The organism is Kosakonia pseudosacchari (assembly GCF_900184035.1).
In the GTDB taxonomy this organism is placed as follows: Bacteria; Pseudomonadota; Gammaproteobacteria; order Enterobacterales; family Enterobacteriaceae; genus Kosakonia; species Kosakonia pseudosacchari.
The window spans coordinates 430,880-454,172 of sequence record NZ_FXWP01000013.1 but is presented as its reverse complement, the minus strand read 5'-3'; the positions used below and the strand labels follow the sequence as shown (position 1 = coordinate 454,172).

General features: G+C 56.1%; 22 protein-coding genes. 12 read left to right on the top strand and 10 right to left on the bottom strand.

The features are described from left to right. Positions 1-20 precede the first annotated feature (20 nt). The 3 genes from BN2591_RS12175 to BN2591_RS12165 are packed head-to-tail and all read left to right on the top strand — an operon-like array spanning position 21 to position 1,444. Positions 21-644: a glutathione S-transferase family protein gene (locus BN2591_RS12175; protein WP_086871789.1), complete on the top strand. Its 624-nt coding sequence runs from the start codon at positions 21-23 to the stop codon at positions 642-644. 4 nt (positions 645-648) lie between these two features. Next, entirely contained in the window at positions 649-999 is a 351-nt protein-coding gene (locus BN2591_RS12170) for an SH3 domain-containing protein (protein ID WP_086871787.1), read from the top strand. A 10-nt stretch (positions 1,000-1,009) separates the two neighbouring features. Next, a complete protein-coding gene (locus BN2591_RS12165) occupies positions 1,010-1,444 on the top strand; it encodes an NUDIX hydrolase (protein ID WP_086871785.1) in 435 nt (144 codons plus the stop codon). 10 nt (positions 1,445-1,454) lie between these two features. Here BN2591_RS12165 and BN2591_RS12160 read toward each other — a convergent pair whose 3' ends face one another. Next, positions 1,455-1,727, bottom strand: coding sequence for a hypothetical protein (locus tag BN2591_RS12160; RefSeq protein ID WP_244173002.1), 273 nt, complete (start codon positions 1,725-1,727; stop codon positions 1,455-1,457). 104 nt (positions 1,728-1,831) lie between these two features. Beyond that, positions 1,832-2,302, bottom strand: a complete 471-nt coding sequence (locus tag BN2591_RS12155) for a GNAT family N-acetyltransferase (RefSeq protein ID WP_086871781.1) — start codon at positions 2,300-2,302, stop codon at positions 1,832-1,834. 206 nt (positions 2,303-2,508) lie between these two features. Between BN2591_RS12155 and BN2591_RS12150 the strand changes: the two genes are divergently transcribed. Then, entirely contained in the window at positions 2,509-2,766 is a 258-nt protein-coding gene (locus BN2591_RS12150) for a hypothetical protein (protein WP_017456059.1), read from the top strand. 29 nt (positions 2,767-2,795) lie between these two features. Here the strand turns inward: BN2591_RS12150 and BN2591_RS12145 are convergent, their stop codons facing one another. Together BN2591_RS12145 and BN2591_RS12140 are read right to left on the bottom strand one after the other, a co-directional pair. Then, the gene (locus BN2591_RS12145) at positions 2,796-3,695 is read right to left on the bottom strand and encodes an alpha/beta hydrolase (protein WP_086871780.1); all 900 of its coding nucleotides are present in this window, start codon (positions 3,693-3,695) and stop codon (positions 2,796-2,798) included. Between the two features lie 239 nt (positions 3,696-3,934). Further along, the gene (locus BN2591_RS12140) at positions 3,935-4,342 is read right to left on the bottom strand and encodes a hypothetical protein (protein WP_086871778.1); all 408 of its coding nucleotides are present in this window, start codon (positions 4,340-4,342) and stop codon (positions 3,935-3,937) included. Positions 4,343-4,811: 469 nt separating this feature from the next. Here BN2591_RS12140 and rimO point away from each other — a divergent pair, with 469 nt between their 5' ends. Continuing rightward, the gene (gene rimO / locus BN2591_RS12135; protein WP_086871776.1) at positions 4,812-6,137 is read left to right on the top strand and encodes a 30S ribosomal protein S12 methylthiotransferase RimO; all 1,326 of its coding nucleotides are present in this window, start codon (positions 4,812-4,814) and stop codon (positions 6,135-6,137) included. Between the two features lie 37 nt (positions 6,138-6,174). Here the strand turns inward: rimO and gsiD are convergent, their stop codons facing one another. Genes gsiD through iaaA form a run of 5 tightly spaced genes read right to left on the bottom strand, consistent with a single transcriptional unit; the run spans position 6,175 to position 12,450 of the window. Next, positions 6,175-7,086: a glutathione ABC transporter permease GsiD gene (gene gsiD, locus BN2591_RS12130; RefSeq protein ID WP_086871774.1), complete on the bottom strand. Its 912-nt coding sequence runs from the start codon at positions 7,084-7,086 to the stop codon at positions 6,175-6,177. Positions 7,087-7,088: 2 nt separating this feature from the next. Continuing rightward, on the bottom strand, positions 7,089-8,009 hold the full coding sequence (gene gsiC, locus BN2591_RS12125; RefSeq protein ID WP_086871772.1) for a glutathione ABC transporter permease GsiC: 921 nt from the start codon (positions 8,007-8,009) through the stop codon (positions 7,089-7,091). Between the two features lie 45 nt (positions 8,010-8,054). Next, on the bottom strand, positions 8,055-9,596 hold the full coding sequence (gene gsiB / locus BN2591_RS12120) for a glutathione ABC transporter substrate-binding protein GsiB (protein ID WP_086871770.1): 1,542 nt from the start codon (positions 9,594-9,596) through the stop codon (positions 8,055-8,057). A 33-nt stretch (positions 9,597-9,629) separates the two neighbouring features. Then, the gene (gsiA, locus tag BN2591_RS12115; protein WP_167372803.1) at positions 9,630-11,489 is read right to left on the bottom strand and encodes a glutathione ABC transporter ATP-binding protein GsiA; all 1,860 of its coding nucleotides are present in this window, start codon (positions 11,487-11,489) and stop codon (positions 9,630-9,632) included. Between the two features lie 19 nt (positions 11,490-11,508). Beyond that, positions 11,509-12,450 (bottom strand): beta-aspartyl-peptidase, encoded by a 942-nt coding sequence (gene iaaA, locus BN2591_RS12110; RefSeq protein ID WP_086871766.1) that lies wholly within the window; start codon positions 12,448-12,450, stop codon positions 11,509-11,511. Between the two features lie 163 nt (positions 12,451-12,613). On the opposite strand from iaaA, the gene moeA reads away from it, so the two are divergent. The 6 genes from moeA (at position 12,614) to BN2591_RS12080 (ending at position 20,614) form a co-directional block, all read left to right on the top strand. Beyond that, positions 12,614-13,846, top strand: coding sequence for a molybdopterin molybdotransferase MoeA (moeA, locus tag BN2591_RS12105; RefSeq protein WP_086871764.1), 1,233 nt, complete (start codon positions 12,614-12,616; stop codon positions 13,844-13,846). Positions 13,847-13,848: 2 nt separating this feature from the next. Beyond that, positions 13,849-14,601, top strand: coding sequence for a molybdopterin-synthase adenylyltransferase MoeB (gene moeB, locus BN2591_RS12100; RefSeq protein WP_086871761.1), 753 nt, complete (start codon positions 13,849-13,851; stop codon positions 14,599-14,601). A 122-nt stretch (positions 14,602-14,723) separates the two neighbouring features. Beyond that, positions 14,724-15,623, top strand: coding sequence for a glycyl-radical enzyme activating protein (locus tag BN2591_RS12095; RefSeq protein WP_086871759.1), 900 nt, complete (start codon positions 14,724-14,726; stop codon positions 15,621-15,623). Between the two features lie 4 nt (positions 15,624-15,627). Then, entirely contained in the window at positions 15,628-18,060 is a 2,433-nt protein-coding gene (locus BN2591_RS12090; RefSeq protein WP_086871757.1) for a formate C-acetyltransferase/glycerol dehydratase family glycyl radical enzyme, read from the top strand. A gap of 325 nt (positions 18,061-18,385) precedes the next feature. After that, complete coding sequence (locus BN2591_RS12085) at positions 18,386-19,201, top strand: Cof-type HAD-IIB family hydrolase (RefSeq protein ID WP_086871755.1); 816 nt, start codon at positions 18,386-18,388, stop codon at positions 19,199-19,201. Positions 19,202-19,354: 153 nt separating this feature from the next. Next, positions 19,355-20,614 carry a DUF1479 domain-containing protein gene (locus tag BN2591_RS12080; protein WP_086871753.1) on the top strand — a complete coding sequence of 420 codons (1,260 nt, stop codon included), beginning with the start codon at positions 19,355-19,357 and terminating at the stop codon, positions 20,612-20,614. On the opposite strand, the gene BN2591_RS12075 is transcribed toward BN2591_RS12080, so the two are convergent. Further along, positions 20,611-21,684 carry a LacI family DNA-binding transcriptional regulator gene (locus BN2591_RS12075; RefSeq protein WP_086871751.1) on the bottom strand — a complete coding sequence of 358 codons (1,074 nt, stop codon included), beginning with the start codon at positions 21,682-21,684 and terminating at the stop codon, positions 20,611-20,613. The genes BN2591_RS12080 and BN2591_RS12075 overlap by 4 nt on opposite strands. A gap of 298 nt (positions 21,685-21,982) precedes the next feature. Between BN2591_RS12075 and BN2591_RS12070 the strand changes: the two genes are divergently transcribed. Continuing rightward, entirely contained in the window at positions 21,983-23,284 is a 1,302-nt protein-coding gene (locus BN2591_RS12070) for an MFS transporter (RefSeq protein ID WP_086871749.1), read from the top strand. Positions 23,285-23,293: the final 9 nt, after the last annotated feature.

Sequence of the window (23,293 nt, the reverse complement as noted above, 5' to 3'; positions counted from 1 at the left end):
CGCAAATGGATACCTGCAATATGCTTACCATTCTTGGCAAAACGACGTCGATCAATGTGCGAAAAGTACTCTGGACCTGTGAAGAAGCCGGGCTGGATTATGTGCAGGAAGATTATGGCAGCGGTTTTGCCTCCACGGAAACGGATGAATTCCGCGCCATGAACCCTAACGCAATGGTGCCAGTGCTAATAGACGACGGTTTTGTACTGTGGGAGTCCAATTCGATTTGCCGCTATCTGGTGCGTAAAGCCGGGCGTGAAGATTTGCTCCCCAGCGAACCGCAAGCCTGTGCCAACGTTGAACACTGGATGGACTGGCAGGCCACCGAATTCAACAACGCCTGGCGCTATGTCTTCCCGGCGCTGGCGCGCAAGAACCCGGCGTTTAACGACCCGAAAGCCATCGCAGCAGGCATCAAAGAGTGGAATCACTGTATCGGCATTCTGGAAAAGCAGTTGCAGCGCACCGGCGCATTCGCTGCAGGCGACACCTTTACGCTGGCGGATGTGGTGCTGGGACTGTCGGTCAACCGCTGGAAGATGACACCGTTTGACCACCCGCCCGTTCCCGCTATCGACGCGTGGTTTGAACGATTAAACCAGCGCCCGGCATTTTTGCACCACGGCAATAATGGCATGGTGTAACGCGATGCTATCCCGGGCGAATGTTACCCGCGATTACACTTCGGCGTATCCCGATCCGATTGCGGTGAGCAAAGGCGAGCATGTACTGATAAGCCACTGCGATTTACAGTGGCGCGGCTGGGTGTGGGTGACGTTGGCGTCGGGGAAAAGTGGTTGGGCGCCGCAGCAACTTTTCGCACCCCTTAGCGCGTATGAAGGCCGTGCGCGTGATGACTACTGCGCGCATGAACTGACCGTGCGTGTGGGAGAAACGCTTACGCTGATTAACGCCCTCAACGGCTGGTATTACGCGCAGAAAGCGGACGGGGAAAAGGGTTGGCTGCCGCAGGAGTGCGTCAGGTTATGGGAAAAATAGTGGGAATCACATGAAGCGAGAACGCTATAACTTACCGGTTGCGGTATTTGTGTTGCTGAGAAAAGCGCAGCGGATTTGCATGCTTAAACGCACCGGAACAGGCTGGATGGACGGTTGCTATAGTTTGCCTGCCGGTGGTCTTGAGCAGCATGAAACGCTGGCGGCCGCCGCCAGAGAAGCCAACGAGGAAACCGGTGTGGTAATCGCACCGGAGGATCTTCACCTGGCGCATACTTTGCACGTCTGGACAGAGAATCGCTCGTGGATGGGGCACTTTTTCTGTTGCACCCGCTGGCAGGGCGAACCGTTTATCGCCGAGCCAGAGAAACATGGCGATTTATGCTGGCACGCCATTGACGATTTACCTGAAAACACGATTGGTTATGTCAAACAAGCGATTGAGCAGATTGCCGCGGGACAACCCTACTCCGAATATGGCTGGTGAAACGCCGCCCTTAGAGACCCATTTTAGCGCGCAGCACTTTCACACCGCGCGCTAAAAGCCAGGCGATAGCCAGCACGATGAGCACCAGCATAATGGTGCCCGGCGGATCCATTCCCCATTCGTAGGTGTCGGTAATCAGCTGGTGCCGCCAGAGCAGATCAAACAACCAGCCCGATGACCACGCCCAGAACAGGTTAACCGGCTTGATGACAGCGCTGATAAAAAAGGCGAGTACCACATACAGCAGCCCCGCCAGAATCTTAATGATTGCCGTGCGCATCATTTTTCCTTCCCGGAGTGGTTAAGCCGGACGGTTTTACCAGCGCGGAGTGCGCATTTCAATGACAACGCGTGATGGCTATGTTTCGCCGCAAGCGGGCTTGCGAACTACTTTTCCGTCCGCCTGGCCTGTTTGTAAATGTCCGGGCGGGCAATCGTCCACGTATAATCGGGCCGGTTGACAGGCTCGTAGCCCGCCTGCGCGTACAGCCAGGGCGCGGTGGACGTAAAGAGAACAATCCGGCGCAGTTTTGCAAAAAGCGGGTGCGCATGGCAGCAGGCGATTAACCATTTCCCCAGTTTTTGCCCCTGATACGCTTCCAGCACATATACATCACACAAGTACGCGAAGGTGGCGTAATCGGTGACTAACCGGGCAAACCCTATCTGCTCATCACCATGAAAAAGACCAAAATTAAGGCTATTTTGCACCGAGATCGCTACCGTTTCCCGGTCCATTCCCACAGCCCATGTGGATCGTGTCAGATAACGGTGAATCGCTGCGATATCCTGCTTTTCGGCGTCGGTTGTTACCAGATAATTCTCTTTGCGCCACTCCTGAACGTCGAAATTTGCCATAACCTTGCCCTTATCACATGAGGAAAACGTTCAAATTAGCATGAATTTTGCGCACCGGTGAGCGTGAGAAAAGACGAAAACCAGGGGCTTTTTTGCCGGCTAAGCGAAGCGCATAGTAAGCATTTCCAGCGCTCAGGGGTAAACGATCGTTACCCGATGCCGATAACACAACTGCCACCAACCGTTTCATTTACAAGGAAGATGTCATGAAAACCTATGTATTCTACTCCAGTGACATTGCCGTGAATGTCTATGAGAAAAAAGCCTTGTCGGCAGAAGAAGTGCGGCAGCTTAAAGCTGAAGGCTTTCGCAAAATGCCGTTTGAAACCCAGGCGGAAGACGAAGCGCAGGCAATTGATATCATGCTGGCACATTTCAAAGAGAACCTGGAAGCGCTTGAAGAGTTCACCAAAGACTGGTGTATTCCCGCCACTATTTTCGCCGCCATTTATGCGTTGAGCTAAGCCGCAGAAGGCCGCCTTCGCGGCCTCTTTTACTCTGCTTCAGGGAACGTCTCGCCGGACATATGCCACAGCGCCGAATGCATCGACGCGGCAAACATCGCGCCGTGCGTCAGGCCAGGATAAAGCCGATAAGTCGCTGGTATTCCTCTGCTGCGCAGGCGTGATACTGTCTGGCTCACCGCATTTAACACGTCCGACGTGGCGTTTTCGTCCCGCGCTTTTCTATCGCCGTCGCCTTCCATAAACCACAGTGATTTCTGGCTGCCCTGCACTTTGTTGACATGCTCAAGCGCGCTGAGCAGCGCAGCGTTATTACGATCCAGTGAAGGAACGGCTGCGTAGAACGAATGAAAGAAGCCGGACGCTAAAAAGCTCTCCAGCACGAACAATCCGCCGTACGAGTGTCCCCATAGCGCCCGCTTTTGCGGGTCAATAGCAAGATCTTTTTCTGCCTGCGGTGCAATGGTGTGTTCCAGTAACGCACGGAAAACAGCGCTACCACCACCGGCCCTGCCGCGCAAGTTCTGCGGGCCGCTTTGCGTTGCGGGCGTGTAATCATACGCTCTGGCGGTTAAATCAAACGGCAGATCGGTTTGATAGCCAATCGCTACCAGCACGGGCGCATCGCGCTGCGACAGTTTTTGCAACAGGTCATCTGATAACCGGTCCATCACCGCGTTGCCATCCAGTAGATAGAGCACCGGATAACCGCGAGCAGGCGGCTTTTTATTCGGGATGGCGGTCCACACATTGTAGTGGCGCTTGCCATCAGCGGAATCAAAGGTATTGATGGTGAAATGGTAAAACGCGGAGCCTTTATCGGCGATATTTGGCCCCAGCGGAGTCATGTCCGGGCGGGCATAACTGTTAGCCGCGCAGAACAGCAGAAAAGGCACCAAGCGCATGGCATAAGCTCGACAATTGATCATGCCGTTTTCCCTTATATTATCAAAACGCAGCTCTGGCTGCTCCGACTGAAAAATGAAATTGAACCGGGCAAAAGTTAATAGGAATTATTCTTAATTGCAACAAATTCGCCATAGGTCCATATCTTTCGAACACACCTCAACGTTACCGTCGGCAGGGTTCTTTTCTTAGCGTCATTTACTACTGCGCAGGAAAAAGCCGCCCCTGAAGCGGTGCGGCTTTAAGGTAAAAAGAGCGAAGGTTACTGGATTTTGTCTGCCTGAATCGTCGCCTGCCCAGTGTTATCAACGCAGTTATCATCTGTGACATACGCCATGAATTTGGAAACCGTCGGTACGTTAACCGTAATCGGCGTAGTGCTGAGCGTTAAGCCCCAGCGCCCATTCCCCAAGCCGCCCTGCAAATAGATTGTGCTAATATTGCAGCCATTCGCTAACGAACCGTTCATGCAGCTCATATTATTGGATAACAGCGACATCGTATATGTACCTGGCGCCAACTGGAACTGCAATGCTGTTCCAGCCTGCAATGCCACATTACTCAGCGGCGGATAAATACAGTGGGCTTTAGCATTAATAGTGAATGATTCAGCCTGGCTTCCGAACGACAGGAATCCCAGCAAGAAAAGTGCATGTAATTTGGTTTTCATGTTTTGCGTTCCTTTGATGATTAACAGTGTAAGGGCATGACAGCGCTGTCAAAAAGGAGCATACCGCTTATGCCAGAAACGCTTCAAAGCAAAGCTGTATTGATGCAAACCATACAACGAACCCGGCAAAAATCGCTTGTCTGCGAGGTGTGATATTCAGTATGAAGATCCACATAAAATGCCGTGCCTTGGTAGAAAGATAATGTCCTCAGGATCAGGTCGTCCTAAGTCCTCCGGGCTGTTGCCACCGATCACGCTGTAATAGCGAGGTGAATTTACTGCTTGCAAATATTCAGGCTGATATGCAACAGCCCCCTTGTGAGTTATCCATCTAATTACTTTCTGCGGCATTCTCTTTGTAGGCCGCATGTGCTTCTGTAAGTATTCCCCCTTAATTACCCTATAAATCCAGGCGAGAGCCCTGTACAATCCCTGCCCTAAGATCCTATAACTGATTACTTTTTGAACTATGAGCAATGTGAACCTGCAGCCGAAAATCGGCTTTGTCTCTCTTGGCTGTCCGAAAAACCTGGTGGATTCCGAACGTATCCTCACCGAGCTGCGCACCGAAGGCTATGACGTGGTGCCAAGCTATGACAACGCCGATATGGTTATCGTCAACACCTGCGGTTTTATCGACAGCGCGGTGCAAGAGTCACTGGAAGCCATCGGCGAAGCGCTGAATGAAAACGGCAAGGTGATTGTGACCGGCTGCCTGGGCGCAAAAGAGGATCAGATCCGCGAAGTCCATCCGAAAGTGCTGGAGATCACCGGGCCGCACAGTTACGAGCAGGTGCTGGAGCATGTACACCACTACGTGCCGAAACCGAAGCACAATCCGTTCCTGAGCCTGGTGCCGGAACAGGGCGTAAAACTGACGCCGCGCCACTACGCTTACCTGAAAATTTCCGAAGGCTGTAACCACCGCTGCACATTCTGCATTATTCCGTCGATGCGTGGCGATCTGGTGAGCCGTCCGATTGGCGACGTGTTAGCCGAAGCCAAACGTCTGGTCGATGCGGGCGTGAAAGAGTTGCTGGTGATCTCGCAGGACACTTCCGCCTACGGCGTGGATGTCAAACACCGCATGGGCTTTCACAACGGCGAGCCGGTGAAAACCAGCATGGTCGGCCTGTGCGAGCAACTGGCGAAACTCGGTGTCTGGACGCGTCTGCATTACGTTTACCCCTATCCGCACGTTGATGATGTCATTCCGCTGATGGCGGAAGGCAAAATCCTGCCGTATCTGGATATTCCGCTGCAACACGCCAGCCCGCGCATTCTGAAGCTGATGAAGCGCCCCGGCGCGGTCGACAGGCAACTGGCGCGCATTAAGCAGTGGCGTGAAATCTGCCCGGAACTGACGCTGCGTTCCACCTTTATCGTCGGTTTCCCTGGCGAAACCGAAGAAGATTTCCAGATGCTGCTCGATTTCCTCAAAGAAGCGCGTCTGGATCGCGTCGGCTGCTTTAAATACAGCCCGGTAGAAGGCGCAACCGCCAACGAACTGGCCGATCAGGTGCCGGAAGAGGTGAAAGAGGAGCGCTGGAACCGCTTTATGCAACTGCAACAGCAGATCTCCGCCGAGCGCTTGCAGGAAAAAATCGGCCGCGAAATTCTGGTGATCATCGATGAAGTCGACGAAGAAGGCGCAATTGGCCGCAGCATGGCAGACGCGCCGGAAATCGACGGCGCGGTGTACCTGAACGGCGAAACCGGTGTTAAACCAGGCGACGTTGTCCGCGTGAAAGTGGAAAACGCCGACGAATACGATCTGTGGGGCTCCCGCGTTTAAATCGTTCTTCCCTCTCCTCCTACGGAGAGGGAATCTTCTATCCCTTAATCTTCGGGTCCAGCGCGTCGCGCAGGCCATCACCCAGCAGGTTAAACGCCAGCACCGTCAGAAAAATCGCCAGCGAAGGGAACAGCGCCACATGCGGCGCAATCACCATATCCGCACGCGCTTCGTTAAGCATTGCTCCCCACTCCGGCGTTGGCGGCTGCGCGCCCAGGCCTAAAAATGAGAGGCTGGCGGCTGAAATAATCGACGTGCCAATGCGCATGGTGAAATAGACCACAATCGACGATACCGTGCCCGGCAGAATATGGTGAAACAGGATCACCGCATCGCTGGCCCCGATGCTGCGCGCGGATTCGATAAAGGTTTGTTGCTTGAGTACCAGCGTGTTGCCGCGCACCAGACGGGCAAACGCCGGCACGGAGAACACCGCCACGGCGATGATCACGTTCGCCATGCCGCTGCCCATCACCGCCACCACCGCAATCGCCAGCAGAATGCCGGGAAACGCGAACAGCACATCACAGATGCGCATAATCAGGCGATCCCACCAGCCTTCGTAGTAACCCGCCAGCAATCCCAGCACCGTACCAATGAGCGCGCCAATCAGCACCGCAAAAAGACCAGCGGCAAGCGAAATCTGCGCACCGACCAGCACACGGCTTAAAATGTCGCGCCCCAGCGAATCGACGCCGAACCAGTGCACCAGCGACGGCCCTTCATTCAGCCGGTCGTAGTCAAAATAGTTTTCCGCATCAAACGGGGCTATCCACGGGGCGGCAATCGCCAGCAGGATCAGCAGCAGCACAAAAATCCCGGCGGCCATCGCCAGCGGCTGGCGGCAAAAACGCCGCCAGAATTCATGCCACGGCGTGCGCACATGCCCCGGTTTGACTACGGGCATGGCGTTTAATACCGCCTGTCGACGCCAGTTTAATAATCGCATCCTTACTTGTACCTGATCGCGGGATTAAGGGCGGCGTAGAGCACATCCACCACCAAGTTGATAAGAATAAACTCCAGCGAGAAGAGCAGCACCTCGGCCTGAATCACCGGGTAGTCGCGCATCTCCACCGAGTCCACCAGCAAACGGCCCAGCCCCGGCCAGTTAAAGACTTTCTCCACCACAATGGAACCGCCGAGTAAAAAGCCGAATTGTAGCCCCATCATGGTGACCACCGGGATCAGCGCGTTGCGCAGACCATGTTTGAGAATGACCCACCGCTCGCTCACACCTTTCGCGCGCGCGGTGCGCATGTAGTCTTCGTTGAGCACGTCCACGAACGAGGCGCGGGTAAAACGCGCCATCACCGCCGCCACGGCCGCGCCGAGCGTTAACGACGGCAAAATATAGTGTCGCCAGCTATCAGCACCGACGGTCGGCAGCCAGCCGAGTTCAACCGAGAAGATCTGCATCAGCAACATGCCGAGCGCAAAGGCCGGGAATGACATGCCCGTTACCGCCAGCGCCATCCCCAGATGATCCGGCCAGCGGTTACGCCATACGGCGGCGGCAATCCCCGCGCCAAGCCCAAACAGCATCGCCCAGCACATGCTGGTGATGGTCAACAGTAGCGTTGGCATAAAGCGGCTGGCTATCTCTTCCGCCACCGGGCGGCGCGAGGCCATGGAGATGCCAAAATCACCCTGCAGCACATTGCCGATGTAGTGCCAGAACTGCCGCCACAGCGGTTGATCCAGCCCAAGCTGACGGCGCACCAGCTCAATGACCTGCGCATCGGCTTCCGGCCCGGCAATCAACCGCGCCGGATCGCCCGGCAGCAAGTGGACAAACAGAAACACCAGCACCGCCACAATCAGTAGCGTCGGGATCAGGCCCAGCAAGCGTTTAATAATATAATTTTGCATTGTGCGTTCCCTCACGCCTCCTTTTGCTCTGCGAGGTGGAGTGAGTTATTTCACCAAATCCGCGTTATCAAAACTGAACCCGGTATCGGGCATAATGTAGAACCCTGTGAGCTTCTTGTTATGCGCAGAAACCAGCTTTTCTACCACCAGCGGCACCCACGGCGACTCCTGCCAGATGAGATCCTGCGCCTGTTTGTACAGCTGCTCTTTCTCCGCGGCATCCGTGGTTTTTAGCGCGTCGGCCAGGTCTTTATCCACCTGCGAGTTGCTGTAAAACGCGGTGTTGAACTGCGTTGGCGGCCAGTTCCACGAGGCGAACAGCGGCGACAACGCCCAGTCGGCTTCGCCGGTCGAGGCCGACCAGCCGGTATAGAACATGCGCACACCGCTCTGCGCCTGCCCTTTGGCTTCCACTTCCGCTGCACGCTGCCCGGCGTCCATCGCCGTCACCTGCACTTTGATACCCACCTGCGCCAGTTGCTGCTGGGTAAACTGTAATACTTTCTGCGCGGTGCTGTGGTTATGCGACGACCACAAAGTGGTGCTGAATCCCTGCGGATAACCGGCTTCTTTGAGCAGCTCGCGGGCTTTTGCCGGATCGTACGGCCAGGGTTGATAAGCCTGTGAATAGGCAATGGTTGGCGGCACAACGCCGGTAGCAGGCGTCGCAAAACCGGCGAACGCTACTTTCACCAGCGCCGGGCGGTTAATAGCGTAGTTGATTGCCTCGCGCACTTTCGGATTATCGAACGGTTTTTGCGTGACATTCATGCTGATGTAACGCTGCATAATCGACGGGCTGGCGACCAGTTCCAGCTTGCTGTTTCTTTTCAGCACTTCAGCCTGTTCGTAGGGAATGGGGAAGGCAAACTGCGCTTCGCCGGTTTGCAGCATTGCCGCGCGGGTGTTGTTATCCACCACCGGCCGCCAGGTAATGGAGTCCAGCTTGGGTAAACCTTGCTGCCAGTACCCGGCGAATCGCTTCACTTTCACGTAATCGGTCTGGTTCCACGCTTCCAGTTCATACGGGCCGGTGCCTACGGGGTGAAAACCGATGTCGTTGCCATACTTTTGCAGCGCCGCCGGAGAAATCATGGCGCTTGCCGGGTGCGCGAGAATATTAATAAAGGCGGAAAAAGGCTGCTTCAGGGTAATTTTTACCGTGTAGGCATCTACCACGTCGGTTCTGGCGATATTTTTATACAGATTATAACGTTTGAGGCTATTGCGCGGATTACTGGCCCGGTCGAGGTTCGCTTTTACCGCTGCGGCGTCAAAGTCCGTCCCATCCTGGAACTTTACGCCGTGACGCAAGTTGATGGTATAGACCATGCCGTCAGCAGAAATGCTGTAGCTCTCGGCCAGCACATATTCCAGCTGCATATCTTTATCAAGGCCAAAGAGCCCTTGATAGAACGATTTCGCTATCGCCTGCGACAGTGTGTCGTTGGCATCATACGGGTCGAGGGTAGTGAAATTGGATCCCACCGCGACAACCACATCTTTCGCCGCAAAGGCAGGGATGGCGGTCAGCGCGAACATCACGCCGGCGAGTCCCCGCCAGTGCCGTGAAATGAATTGTGTCATGTTGCTCTCCTGAAGAACCCTGCCAGTGCTCAATTAAAAACGGGATTGCGTGCTACCGGGCGTCGAGCGGGCGACAAAATGTCCCGGCCCCACGTTCTGCAACTGCACGCGTTGCATTGACTCGCCGCGTTTGCGGATATTGCTGGGCATGTCATCAGACAACAACACACGCTGCACATGATGGTGCGCAGGGTCAGCAACCGGCACCGCCGACATTAACTTACGTGTATACGGATGCTGCGGGTTTTCAAACACCGCCTGCCGCGGGCCGATCTCGACAATTTGCCCGAGGTACATCACCGCGACACGGTGGCTGATGCGCTCCACCACCGCCATATCATGCGAGATAAACAGAAACGCAATGCCCATTTCACGCTGCAAATCGAGCAGTAAATTGATGATTTGCGCGCGGATCGACACATCCAGCGCCGACACGGATTCATCCGCCACCACCACGCGCGGGTTGAGCGCCAGCGCCCGCGCGATGCAGATGCGCTGGCGCTGCCCGCCGGAAAACTCATGCGGGTAGCGCCATGCGTGTTCCGGCTTCAGTCCGACGCGCTCCAGCAACCACTCCACGCGCTGTCGTCCCTCTTTCTCACCCAATAAATTGTGCACCCGCAGCGGTTCGATAATCGAGTCGCCAACGGTCTGGCGCGGGTCCAGCGAGGCGTAAGGATCCTGAAAAATAAACTGAATATCGCGGCGGATCCGTTTCATCTTATTATCCGGTAGCGTATCAATGCGCTCGCCGTTAAAGGTGATTGAACCGCTCTGGTGCTCCACCAGCCGCAGCAGCGCGCGCCCGGTGGTAGATTTACCACTGCCGGATTCGCCCACCAGCGACAGCGTTTCGCCCGGCCAGAGATCAAAGCTCACCCCTTCCACAGCGTGCACCTCTTTGGTGACGCGATTAAGAATGCCGCTGCGCAGCGGGAAGCGCGCCACCAGATCGCGCACCTGCAAAATCGGCTCGCCCGGCACGACCGTATCCTGCTCAATTTCCGCTTCCTGATGCGCCGGGTTTTTCGGCGAGATCAGCGGAAAACGGCGCGGCAGCGTACTGCCATGCATCGCCCCCAGTTTGGGCACCGCTGCCAGCAGCGCTCTGGTATAGGGATGCTGTGGATGATTGAAAATCTGCTCGACGCTGCCGGTTTCCACCGCTTCGCCCTGGTTCATCACCAGTACGCGGTCGGCCACATCAGCGACCACGCCCATATCGTGCGTGATGAAAATCACCCCCATCGACATCTCTTTTTGCAGCACGGCGATAAGTTGCAGGATCTGCGCCTGGATCGTGACATCCAGCGCGGTGGTCGGTTCGTCGGCAATCAGCACCGCCGGGCGACAGGAGAGCGCCATGGCAATCATCACGCGCTGGCGCATGCCGCCGGAAAGCTGGTGTGGAAAGCTGGATAAGATCTCGTGGGATTCAGGAATGCGTACCAGATCGAGCATACGCCGCGCTTCTATCATGGCGTCTTCGCGCCCCAGTTTCTGGTGCAGGCGAATCGACTCGGCGATCTGCTCGCCCACCGGAAATACCGGGTTGAGCGAGGTCATCGGTTCCTGAAAAATCATCGCGATATCCGCGCCGCGCACGCTGCGCATCTGCGATGCGCTCAGCCGGGTGAGTTCCACGTTCTGCCGGTTACGCCGGGCCAGACGCATGTGATCGCAGCTCACTTCGCCGCCCGCCTGCTCAATCAGGCGCAGCAATGCGAGCGCGGTAACCGATTTACCGGAGCCGGACTCGCCGACAATCGCCAGTGTTTCGCCGCGTTTAAGGGTAAAGGAGAGATGGCGAACCGCCGGGATGCGTTGCTTGTCATGGCTGAAAGCAACGTTCAGATTACTGACATCCAGCACCATGTTCGCGTCGGTTTCCATCCGCTCAATCCCACTCGCATTATTCACGATAAATGCCCACGCTTGGCGCATCGCCCGCGTAACCCCACGCGCGATACATCCCTTCACTGTTGAACGGCAACGCGACGTTGCCTTCGCGATCAACTGCAATCAACCCACCGCTGCCGCCCAGCGCCGGGAGTTTTTCCATCACCACGGCGTCGCAGGCTTCCTGCAGGCTCAACCCGCCGTACTCCATTAGCGCAGCGATGTCGTAAGCCGCCAGCGCGCGGATAAATACTTCGCCAGTGCCGGTGCAGGAGACCGCCACGTTGGCGTTATTGGCGTAACATCCGGCGCCAGGTAATGGACTGTCGCCGACGCGGCCCGGTAATTTATTGGTCATGCCGCCGGTCGATGTCGCAGCCGCCAGGTTGCCCTGCTTATCCAGCGCCACCGCACCCACGGTGCCAAATTTTTTGCTCTCATCGAGCGGTGCTGAACCATGATCCAGTACCGTGTGCCCGGCGTCCCGCGCTTCCATTAATTGTGCAAAGCGTTCCGGGGTGGAAAACAGGCTCGGCGACACCGCTTCCATGCCGTGGGAAAAGGCAAATTTTTCCGCCCCTTCACCAATCATAAAGACATGCGGGCTGTGCTCCATCACCAAACGCGCCGCCAGCACCGGATTGCGCAAGCGGCTGACACCCGCCACCGCCCCCGCCTTCAGTGTGTTGCCGTCCATCACGCAGGCATCCAGCTCATGGGTTTCATCGCGGGTAAACACCGCGCCGATACCGGCATTAAATAAGGGGCACTCCTCCAGCAGCCGCACCGCTTCCGTCACCACATCCAGCGCGCTTACGCCCGATTCCAGCATACGCTGTCCGGTTTCGATAATTGACGAAAGTACGTGTACGTAACGTTGCTCTTTTTCCGGGCTCATCTGCGCACGGCCGATAGCACCCGCACCGCCGTGTATTGCGATTACCGCTTTAACCATTTGTGCCGCCTGGATTTCTCTGCGCCTGGAGGGATTTCTGAATATAGAAAGTCGTTACAACGATGTAAAGCAATGTCATTACAACGGGGTAGGCGTAAGGCATGTTGAGGCCTTCTCTTTTCTGCCATAATGGCCGCTTCATCGCGTTGACTGGATATTAACTATGGAATCATCAAATGGCCTGATCTCGCTCGAGACGGCCCTGTCACAGATGCTGTCACGCATTTCACCGCTGACTGAAAGCGAAACTCTGCCACTGGTGGCCTGCTTTGGCCGCGTGGTGGCGCACGATATTATCTCTCCGCTGAACGTTCCGGGTTTTGATAACTCGGCGATGGACGGCTACGCCGTGCGGCTGGCGGAGGTACAAAGTGGCAACGCCCTGCCGGTGGCGGGTAAAGCGTTTGCCGGGCAGCCCTTCGACGGCGAGTGGCCAGCAGGCACGTGCATACGCATTATGACCGGCGCGCCGATCCCCGCCGGATGCGACGCGGTAGTGATGCAGGAACAGACAGAACAGACCGATGACGGTATTCGTTTTACCGCCGGGGTACGGGCTAACCAGAATATTCGCCGCGCGGGGGAAGATATTCGACAAGGCGCCAGCGTTTTTGCGGCGGGTACAAAACTGACCGCCGCCGAGCTGCCGGTTATTGCTTCGCTGGGCATTGCCGATGTCAGCGTGCTGCGCAAAGTGCGCGTGGCGCTGTTCTCCACCGGCGATGAACTGCAACTGCCGGGCCAGCCGCTGGCTGACGGACAAATCTACGATACCAACCGCTTGTCCGTTCACCTGATGCTGAGCCAGCTCGGTTATGAGGTGATTAACCTTGGCATCGTGCCGGATGACCCGCAGAAACTGCGCGACACCTTTATTGCTGCCGATAGCCAGGCCGATGTGGTGCTGAGTTCCGGCGGTGTGTCGGTGGGCGAAGCCGATTACACCAAAACCATTCTCGATGAACTGGGCGAAATCGCGTTCTGGAAACTGGCGATCAAGCCGGGTAAACCGTTCGCCTTCGGTAAGCTCAAAAACAGCTGGTTCTGCGGCCTGCCGGGCAATCCGGTTTCCGCGACGCTCACCTTTTATCAACTGGTTCAGCCGCTGCTGGCGAAACTGAGTGGTAACACCGCCAATGCCCAGCCGCTGCGTTTTCGCGCCCGGGCGATGGAGCGCCTGAAAAAGTCCCCAGGGCGTCTCGATTTCCAGCGCGGTGTGTTAAGCCGTGGCGACGATGGCACGCTGGAAGTGCGCAGCACCGGACACCAGGGTTCACATATTTTCAGCTCCTTTAGCCAGGGCAACTGCTTTGTGGTGCTGGAGCGCGAACGTGGCAATGTCGAAGCCGGTGAATGGGTGGATGTCGAGATGTTTAACCATCTCTTCGGAGGCTAACGATGGCTGAAGAACTCAGCGACGCGGAGATGATGCGTTATAACCGGCAAATTATTCTGCGCGGTTTTGATTTCGACGGCCAGGAGCGGTTAAAAGCCGCGCGTGTGCTGGTGGTCGGCCTTGGTGGGCTGGGCTGTGCCGCAGCGCAATATCTGGCGGCGGCAGGCGTCGGGCAGATGACGCTGCTCGATTTTGATACAGTTGCACTCTCCAACCTGCAACGCCAGACGCTGCACAGCGATGCGGATATCGGCGTGGCAAAAGTGGATTCGGCGCGTGAATCATTACTGCGCATCAACCCGAATGTGCACTACACCGCCATCAACGCCCTGCTTGACGACACGGCGCTGCTGGCACAGATTGCCGCACATGATGTGGTGCTGGATTGCACCGATAACGTCGCGATTCGTAACCAGCTCAACGCGGGCTGTTTCCAGCATCGCGTACCGCTGGTTTCCGGCGCAGCCATTCGCATGGAAGGCCAGATCAGCGTCTTTACCTGGGGCGAAAACGACCCATGCTACCGCTGCCTGAGCCGTCTGTTTGGCGATAACGCGCTGACCTGTGTCGAAGCGGGCGTTATGGCGCCGCTGGTCGGGGTGATTGGTTCATTGCAGGCGATGGAAGCCATTAAAGTGCTGACGGATTACGGTACGCCTGCGGCGGGGAAAATCGTGATGTACGACGCGATGACCTGCCAGTTCCGCGAAATGAAACTGCTGCGCAACCCTGGCTGCGACGTCTGCGGGCAGTAATCTCCCCTCTTTTTCCGGATGGCGTAACGTCATCCGGCGTCGCGATAAAAGATCGATATTCGTCACAGTAACTTTCATTCGAAAGTAATTTAATCTCCATATGAAATATATGGAGATAAATGATGATCTTCAACATCCAGCGCTATTCCACTCACGACGGCCCAGGTATTCGCACTGTCGTGTTCCTGAAAGGCTGCTCGTTAAGCTGCCGCTGGTGCCAGAACCCGGAGAGCCGCAGCCGCACGCGCGATCTGCTGTTTGACAACCGTTTGTGCCTTGCGGGGTGTGATTTATGCCAGCACGCCGCGCCACAAGCCATTGAACGCGCGGCAAACGGTTTGGTTATCCACCGCGAAAAACTTGATGATGTGCAACTGGATGCACTTACCGATTGCTGCCCGACACAGGCGCTGAGTGTCTGCGGTGAAACGCCTGATGTGAGTGATATCATGGCTACCGTTTTGCGCGATAAACCCTTTTATGACCGCAGCGGCGGCGGCATCACCCTTTCCGGCGGCGAGCCGTTTCTGAACCCGCAACTGGCGCTGCAACTGTTCCAGAGCAGCCATCAGCACGGCATTCATACGGCAGTGGAAACCTGCCTGCATGTGCCGTGGCGCTATATCGAACCATCCCTGCCCTTTGTTGATCTGTTTCTCGCCGATTTAAAACATGTCGATGAGTCCGCCTTTCGCCAGTGGACCGGCGGCTCGGCAAAACGCGTGCTGGATAAGCTGAAACGGCTGGCGCAGGAGGGGAAAAAACTCACCATCCGTGTACCGCTGATCCCCGGTTTTAATGCCGATCACGCTTCCATAAGCGCCATTACCGCTTTCGCCGCTGATGAGCTGAAGGTCAGCGATATTCATTTTTTGCCTTACCACACGCTGGGCATGAATAAGTATCACCTGCTCGGCGAACCCTACACCGCCCCAGAGAAGCCGCTCGACGCCCCGCAACTGCTGGCGTTTGCGCAGGATTGCGCCTGCCGTAAAGGGCTGACGGCGACATTACGAGGATAGAACCATGACCACGCTGCAACTCAACACGCTAACTGACCGCATCAAAAAGCACAAAACCGCGCTGGTGCATATTGTGAAGCCACCGGTTTGCACCGAGCGCGCCCGGCATTACACGCAGGTTTACCAGCAGAATATGGACAAACCGCTGCCGGTACGCCGTGCGCTGGCGCTGGCGCATCACCTGGCCGAACGTACTATCTGGATCAAACATGACGAGCTGATTATCGGTAACCAGGCAAGCGAAGTACGCGCCGCGCCGATCTTCCCGGAATACACCGTTTCGTGGATCGAAAAAGAGATCGACGACCTCGCCGACCGCCCCGGTGCTGGCTTTGCGGTGAGCGAAGAGAACAAACGCGTGCTGCATGCGATCTGCCCGTGGTGGCGCGGACAGACAGTGCAGGACCGCTGCTACGGCATGTTTACTGACGAACAAAAAGCGCTGCTGGAAACCGGCATTATCAAAGCTGAAGGCAACATGACCTCTGGCGACGCGCACCTGGCGGTGAACTTCCCGCTGCTGCTGGAGCTCGGTCTAGACGGGCTGCGTCACAAAGTGGATGAACGCCGGACACGCATCAACCTGACGGTACTCGACGATCTGCACGGGGAGCAGTTCTTAAAAGCGATTGATATTGTACTGGACGCCGTGAGCCTGCATATCGAACGCTTTGCCGATCTGGCGCGCCAGATGGCCGGGGAAGAGGCACGGCAAAACCGCCGCGATGAGCTGCTGGCGATAGCAGAAAACTGCCTGATTATCGCCCACGAACCGCCGCGTACCTTCTGGCAGGCATTGCAGCTTTGCTACTTTATCCAGCTGATTTTGCAGATTGAATCCAACGGGCATTCGGTCTCTTTCGGCCGCATGGATCAGTATTTGTATCCGTACTATCGCCGCGATGTGGAACTGCAACAGTCTCTGCCCCGCGAACAGGCCATTGAGCTGCTGCACAGTTGCTGGCTGAAACTGCTGGAAGTGAACAAAATTCGTTCCGGCTCGCATTCGAAAGCCTCGGCGGGTAGCCCGCTGTACCAGAACGTCACCATCGGCGGTCAGCAGTGGCACAACGGTGAAGCGCGCGATGCCGTCAACCCGCTCTCTTACGCGATTCTGGAATCCTGCGGACGCCTGCGTTCCACCCAGCCGAACCTGAGCGTGCGTTACCACGCCGGCATGAGCAACGACTTCCTCGACGCGTGCGTACAGGTCATTCGCTGCGGCTTCGGCATGCCCGCGTTCAATAACGATGAAATTGTTATTCCCGAATTTATCAAGCTCGGCGTGGAACCCGCCGATGCCTATGATTACGCAGCCATTGGCTGCATTGAAACCGCCGTTGGCGGCAAATGGGGCTATCGCTGTACCGGCATGAGTTTTATTAACTTCGCCCGCGTGATGCTGGCGGCGCTGGAAGGCGGCCGCGATGCCACCAGCGGCAAAATCTTTCTGCCGCAAACCCAGGCGATGTCGGCGGGTAATTTCAAAGCGTTCGAAGAGGTCATGCACGCCTGGGATCGGCAGATTCGCTATTACACGCGAAAATCGATTGAGATCGAGTATGTGGTCGACACCATGCTGGAAGAGAACGTGCCGGATATTCTCTGCTCCGCGCTGGTCGATGACTGCATTGAGCGGGCGAAAAGCATTAAACAAGGCGGCGCGAAATATGACTGGGTGTCCGGCTTGCAGGTGGGAATTGCCAACCTGGGTAACAGCCTCGCGGCGGTGAAAAAGCTGGTCTTTGACCAGGGGGTTATCGGGCAACAACAACTGGCGCAGGCACTCGCAGAGGATTTCGACGGCCTGACGCACGAACAATTGCGCCAGCGGCTGGTTAACAGCGCGCCGAAATACGGCAACGATGATGACAGCGTGGATATGCTGCTGGTTCGTGCCTATCAAACCTATATCGATGAGCTGAAGCAGTATCACAACCCGCGTTATGGTCGTGGCCCTATTGGCGGCAACTATTACGCCGGAACGTCGTCCATTTCCGCGAACGTGCCGTTTGGTGCGGCGACGATGGCGACCCCGGACGGCCGCAAAGCGCATACGCCATTGGCGGAGGGTGCCAGCCCGGCCTCCGGCACCGATCATCTGGGGCCGACGGCGGTGATAAGTTCGGTGGGTAAATTGCCGGTGGAAGCAATCCTCGGTGGAGTGCTGCTGAACCAGAAACTGAATCCGTCGACGCTGGAAAATGAGGGCGATAAGCAAAAGCTGATGGTGCTGCTGCGCACGTTCTTTGAGGTGCACAAAGGCTGGCATATTCAGTACAACATTGTGTCGCGCGAAACGCTGCTGGAGGCGAAGAAACACCCGGATCAGTATCGCGATTTGGTGGTGCGTGTCGCCGGTTATTCCGCGTTCTTTACCGCCCTGTCGCCAGATGCGCAGGATGACATTATCGCCCGCACTGAACATACGTTATGAGGTGATGACCGGGCTTCCCCACCAAGCCCGGTCTACTTTCCGTCTGCCAAAAACAGGAACTCCGTCATTTACTTTCCGGCACCACACCGGCAACCCAAATGACTTTTTAGCTCTTCCAGGCTGTTTAACCGATGGATTTCGGATTGCAGGAAGGCGGTAAGTCCCGGGAGCTTACCTCAGTAAGTGACCGGGGTGCACCGCCGCAGTCAACACACCCGCGGTTCGAAAGACGACGGTTAAACTTTCGAATGAAATAAAATTTGTGCTTCCCCTCACATTATCTCTAGAATGTTTCTCGTCGCAGTTACATTCAGGAGTTCTATGTATGACCGTCAAAGTTATCGTTACCGATATGGACGGAACCTTCCTTGATGACGCCAAGCAGTACGATCGCACACGATTTATGGCGCAATTCGAGCAGCTTCGTCAGCGGAATATTGAATTTGTTGTCGCCAGCGGCAACCAGTATTACCAGCTGATCTCCTTCTTCCCGGAGCTAAAAGAGACCATTTCGTTCGTCGCGGAAAACGGCGCGCTGGTGTATGAGCACGGTCAACAGTTGTTCCACGGTGAACTGACCCGCCACGAAGCGCAGGTGGTGATTGGCGAACTGTTAAAAGACAGTAGCCTCAACTTTGTTGCCTGCGGCCTGGAAAGCGCGTACGTAAGCGAAAACGCTCCGGCAGAGTTCGTCGATCTGATGTCGAAACACTATTACCGCTTAAAGCCGGTACGCGATTTTCAGCAGATTGACGATACCCTGTTCAAGTTTTCGCTGAACTTGCCGGACAGCGACATCCCGCAACTGATCGACGCCTTGCATGTCTCGCTCGACGGCATCATGAAGCCAGTCACCAGCGGTTTTGGTTTTGTCGATTTGATAATCCCGGGTCTGCATAAAGCCAACGGCATTACGCGCCTGCTTAAACGCTGGGGCATCTCACCGCAACAGTGCGTCACTATTGGCGACAGCGGTAACGACGCGGAAATGCTGCGCATGACCGATTTCTCGTTCGCCATGGGCAACGCCAGCGAGGCCATTAAAGCCATTGCCCGTCATCAGACCGATGACAATAACCACCACGGCGCCCTGAATGTGATTCAGGCCGTGCTTGATCACACCGCGCCATTCGATTGCTGATCCTCCGCCGGAGCGCCCGCTCCGGCCCTTCCTGTTGCTACTTTTCCGCTTTGTGCTCCCCATCAACTTTTTAAACTTGCATTAACTTCTTTTTAACTTATTTTATCACTTGCAAGCTAAATAACTTTCGAATGAAAGAATGCGAGGTTCAACATGGCTTTTACCAGTGAAACGCTGCCCATCGATCACAAAGCATCGATTCGTCAGATGAAACAGGAACTGCGCGCGCAGATCGGCGACGTACAGCAGGTGTTTAACCGCCTGAGTGAGCAGATTGCCACCCGTGTAGCCGATATCAATGCCCTTAAAGCCCAGGGCAAATCCGTGTGGCCACAGATCGCCTACAGCGACATTGCGCAAGGTAAGGTCAGCGAGGCGCAGCGGGCGCTCATTAAGCGGCGCGGTTGTGCGGTCATCAAGGGGCATTTCCCGCGCGAGCAGGCGCTGGGCTGGGATCGCGCCATGCTGGATTACCTCGACCAGAACCATTTTGATGAAGTGTACAAAGGGCCTGGCGACAGCTTCTTCGGCACGCTGGAGGCCTCGCGCCCGGAAATCTACCCTATTTACTGGTCGCAGGCGCAGATGCAGGCGCGCCAGAGCAACGAAATGGCCGCCGTGCAAGCCTTCCTCAACCGCCTCTGGCGCTTCGAAAGTGAAGGCCAGCAATGGTTTGATCCGGATGTGAGCGTGATCTACCCGGATCGCATTCGCCGCCGCCCGCCGGGAACCACCTCAAAAGGCCTCGGCGCACATACGGATTCCGGCGCGCTGGAGCGCTGGCTTCTGCCCGCTTACCAGCGTGTGTTTGCCAGCGTGTTTAGCGGCAAAGTTGAGGAATATGACCCGTGGAACGCGGCGCACCGCACTGAAGTTGAAGAGTACACGGTGGATAACACCACCAAATGTTCGGTGTTCCGCACCTTCCAGGGCTGGACGGCGTTGTCGGACATGATCCCCGGCCAGGGGTTGCTGCATGTGGTGCCGATCCCGGAAGCGATGGCCTATATCCTGTTGCGCCCGTTGCTGGACGATGTGCCGGACGATGAACTGTGCGGCGTGGCGCCAGGCCGTGTATTACCGGTGTCGGAGAAGTGGCATCCGCTGCTGATGGAGGCCCTGAGCAGCATTCCGGCGCTGGAAGCCGGGGACTCCGTGTGGTGGCACTGCGATGTGATCCACTCGGTTGCGCCGGTGGAAAACCAGCAAGGCTGGGGGAATGTGATGTACATACCCGCCGCGCCGCTGTGCGCGAAAAACCTTGCGTATGCGCGCAAAGTGAAAGTTGCGCTGGAGCAAGGCGCTTCGCCGGGCGATTTCCCGCGTGAGAACTACGAAAGTGACTGGTCAGGCCGCTTTACGCTGAACGACCTGAATATTCATGGTAAGCGCGCGCTGGGTATCGAGGTTTAGGCATCGTACAACCCTTCTCGTTCCACGGCGGTACGTTGTTGCCCCGGACGTATCCGCCGTACCGATTCTCGCACCGCAAGGGTGCCGTTGAGTAACAGCGAACCGGTGGTGGCTTGCGGGCGGATCAACCGCTGTTGCAGCAGATGGACCGCCTCCACGCCCAACTCATCACGCGGCACATGCACCGCGGTGAGCGGCACATCCTGAATCGCCGCCAGGTTAAATGCGTCAATGCTCATCACCGAGACATCCTGCGGCACACGCAGTCCACGCTGCTGGAGCGCATGAACTGTGCCTTCAGCCATAAAATCGCCCCCGACGAGAAACGCGGTAGGTGGCGATTTGTGCGCCGGATCATCAAGCCACTCCCCTACCCGCATCCCCGCTTCTTTGGCACTAAAACTGGGAACGGTGATCAAATCCCGCTTACTTTGAAAACGCAGATTGCGCCGTTGCCAGGCCTCTTTGATGCCCGCAAGACGCAGATCCATGGTGTAGCGCCGCAAACACATCACATTCACCACCTCGCGGTGGCCCATATCGAACAGATAATTGGCAGCAAATTCGCCGATCGTGCGGTGATCCGGCGCGATGGAAGGCAAACGCATGCGCCCGTCCCGACAGTTGATTAACACACAGGGTTTGCCCATATCGGCCGCCAGGTCATGGATATGGGGATCGTCAATCCCCAGCAGGATCGCCGCCTGGGTTTCCGGGGCGTTCATGCGCGCGAGAAATTCATTGGCGTCGCTGTCCAGCTCTTCCAGCGTGCAGTAACGCAGCCGTACTTCATGGGGTGCCAGCGCTTTGTTAATGCTCTGGATCACGCGGTAATAGAAAATATCGGAACGCTCATCAAATGCCCGCTGGGGTGCGAAAACAATCAGGTTATTCAGCAGCAGCCGCCCGGCGGCAATCCCCTCCATCACCCCCAGCTCACGCGCGCAGGCCAGCACTGCGGTACGCGCTTTTTCACTGGTATTGGCTTTGCCTGCCAGCACACGGGACACCGTGCTGGTCGACAAGTTAGTACGCAGGGCAATTTCGTTGATTTTGAGCTTTTTATCCATTCTGTGATCTTGCTCCGTTTCCGAAATGGGAAAATTTTCATGAATCGAGAAGCCTGATATTCATGGCATCAATAGAATTTTGCCGCATATGGTCGCTGATTGATGAGAATCCTTGCACAAAATCCACTTTAGCTGCCGATTTTTCTCGCCTAACGTAAACGTGTCATACAACTTCCATACTAGTTGTAGAAACAATAAGTAAAAAAACGCAGATAAATCATCACGCAAACCTGTGCGGTATAACAACTCCGCAAGAGTTTGCCCCGACTTCCCTACAAGAAGATATGCGGAGAAAAGAATGAGCCAGGGGATCAATAATGAAATGGCGGCCAGCAAGAGCCGCCGGATAGTCAAAAAATTACGCTGGTGGATGTTAGTGCTGTTCTTATTCGGCGTAACGGTGAACTACATCACCCGTAACTCGCTGGGGATACTGGCACCGGAATTAAAAACCAGCCTCGGCATCACCACCGAACAATATTCGTGGATTGTCGGCGCGTTTCAGTTGGCTTACACCATTTTCCAGCCGCTGTGTGGCTGGCTGATTGACGTGATTGGCCTGAAAGTCGGTTTTATGGTGTGCGCCATCATCTGGGCGCTGGCTTGTATTTTCCACGCCGGCGCGGGCAGTTGGGTACATCTGGCGATTTTGCGTTTCACCATGGGCGCATCGGAAGCGGCAGCGACACCCGCGAACGCCAAAACCATCGGCGAATGGTTCCCGAAATCAGAACGCCCGGTGGCTGCCGGTTGGGCTGGTGTGGGCTTCTCGATTGGCGCCATGCTGGCTCCGCCGATTATCTACTTCGCTCACGCCTCATTTGGCTGGCAGGGCGCGTTTATGTTTACCGGTGTGCTGGCGCTGCTGTGGGTGATTTTGTGGTGGGCCTTTTACCACAACCCGGACAAACACCCGAATCTCAGTAAAGACGAGCTGGCATTTATTCAGCAGGATAATGAGCCACCCGCAGTCAAACTGCCCTTCTTTACTGCCCTGAAAACCGTCTCGAAGAACAAACGTTTTTACGGTATTGCCATCCCGGCGTTTATGGCTGAACCGGCCTGGGCGGTGCTGAGCTTCTGGGTGCCGCTCTATCTGGCAAAAGAACACGGTATGGATCTGAAACAGATCGCCATGTTCGCCTGGCTGCCGTTCCTCGCCGCCGATCTCGGCAGCGTCGCCAGTGGTTACCTGACCAAACTCTATACCCGCTGGTTTGGCTGCTCGCGCGTGAACTCGGTGGTTGCCAGCTCGGTGACCGGCGCATTCTTGATGATTTCGCTCGCCATCGTCGCCATCACTCGCGATCCGTACATCACCATTGTGCTGATTTCGATCGGCGGTTTTGGCCATCAGATCATCTCCTGCATGTTGAGTGCGCTGGTGGTGGAATCCTTCGATAAAGGACAGATGGCGACGGTGAACGGCATGCGCGGCTCGGCGGCGTGGATCGCCAGCTTCCTCTTCTCACTGCTGATTGGCGTCACCGCCGACAAAATTGGTTTCAACCCGCTGTTTATTGCCATGGGTTTCTTTGACCTGATTGGCGCTTTTTTCCTGGTGGCATTTATTGCTGAACGACGCGCAAAACGCGCCTGATTGTGGATG

Excerpts from the sequence above, each read along its gene's own strand:
- BN2591_RS12175 (WP_086871789.1), top strand. The coding sequence starts at position 21 with ATGCTTACCATTCTTGGCAAAACGACGTCGATCAATGTGCGAAAAGTA.
- BN2591_RS12170 (WP_086871787.1), top strand. The coding sequence starts at position 649 with ATGCTATCCCGGGCGAATGTTACCCGCGATTACACTTCGGCGTATCCC.
- BN2591_RS12165 (WP_086871785.1), top strand. The coding sequence starts at position 1,010 with ATGAAGCGAGAACGCTATAACTTACCGGTTGCGGTATTTGTGTTGCTG.
- BN2591_RS12160 (WP_244173002.1), bottom strand. The coding sequence starts at position 1,727 with ATGATGCGCACGGCAATCATTAAGATTCTGGCGGGGCTGCTGTATGTG.
- BN2591_RS12155 (WP_086871781.1), bottom strand. The coding sequence starts at position 2,302 with ATGGCAAATTTCGACGTTCAGGAGTGGCGCAAAGAGAATTATCTGGTA.
- BN2591_RS12150 (WP_017456059.1), top strand. The coding sequence starts at position 2,509 with ATGAAAACCTATGTATTCTACTCCAGTGACATTGCCGTGAATGTCTAT.
- BN2591_RS12145 (WP_086871780.1), bottom strand. The coding sequence starts at position 3,695 with ATGATCAATTGTCGAGCTTATGCCATGCGCTTGGTGCCTTTTCTGCTG.
- BN2591_RS12140 (WP_086871778.1), bottom strand. The coding sequence starts at position 4,342 with ATGAAAACCAAATTACATGCACTTTTCTTGCTGGGATTCCTGTCGTTC.
- rimO (WP_086871776.1), top strand. The coding sequence starts at position 4,812 with ATGAGCAATGTGAACCTGCAGCCGAAAATCGGCTTTGTCTCTCTTGGC.
- gsiD (WP_086871774.1), bottom strand. The coding sequence starts at position 7,086 with ATGCGATTATTAAACTGGCGTCGACAGGCGGTATTAAACGCCATGCCC.
- gsiC (WP_086871772.1), bottom strand. The coding sequence starts at position 8,009 with ATGCAAAATTATATTATTAAACGCTTGCTGGGCCTGATCCCGACGCTA.
- gsiB (WP_086871770.1), bottom strand. The coding sequence starts at position 9,596 with ATGACACAATTCATTTCACGGCACTGGCGGGGACTCGCCGGCGTGATG.
- gsiA (WP_167372803.1), bottom strand. The coding sequence starts at position 11,489 with ATGGAAACCGACGCGAACATGGTGCTGGATGTCAGTAATCTGAACGTT.
- iaaA (WP_086871766.1), bottom strand. The coding sequence starts at position 12,450 with ATGGTTAAAGCGGTAATCGCAATACACGGCGGTGCGGGTGCTATCGGC.
- moeA (WP_086871764.1), top strand. The coding sequence starts at position 12,614 with ATGGAATCATCAAATGGCCTGATCTCGCTCGAGACGGCCCTGTCACAG.
- moeB (WP_086871761.1), top strand. The coding sequence starts at position 13,849 with ATGGCTGAAGAACTCAGCGACGCGGAGATGATGCGTTATAACCGGCAA.
- BN2591_RS12095 (WP_086871759.1), top strand. The coding sequence starts at position 14,724 with ATGATCTTCAACATCCAGCGCTATTCCACTCACGACGGCCCAGGTATT.
- BN2591_RS12090 (WP_086871757.1), top strand. The coding sequence starts at position 15,628 with ATGACCACGCTGCAACTCAACACGCTAACTGACCGCATCAAAAAGCAC.
- BN2591_RS12085 (WP_086871755.1), top strand. The coding sequence starts at position 18,386 with ATGACCGTCAAAGTTATCGTTACCGATATGGACGGAACCTTCCTTGAT.
- BN2591_RS12080 (WP_086871753.1), top strand. The coding sequence starts at position 19,355 with ATGGCTTTTACCAGTGAAACGCTGCCCATCGATCACAAAGCATCGATT.
- BN2591_RS12075 (WP_086871751.1), bottom strand. The coding sequence starts at position 21,684 with ATGGATAAAAAGCTCAAAATCAACGAAATTGCCCTGCGTACTAACTTG.
- BN2591_RS12070 (WP_086871749.1), top strand. The coding sequence starts at position 21,983 with ATGAGCCAGGGGATCAATAATGAAATGGCGGCCAGCAAGAGCCGCCGG.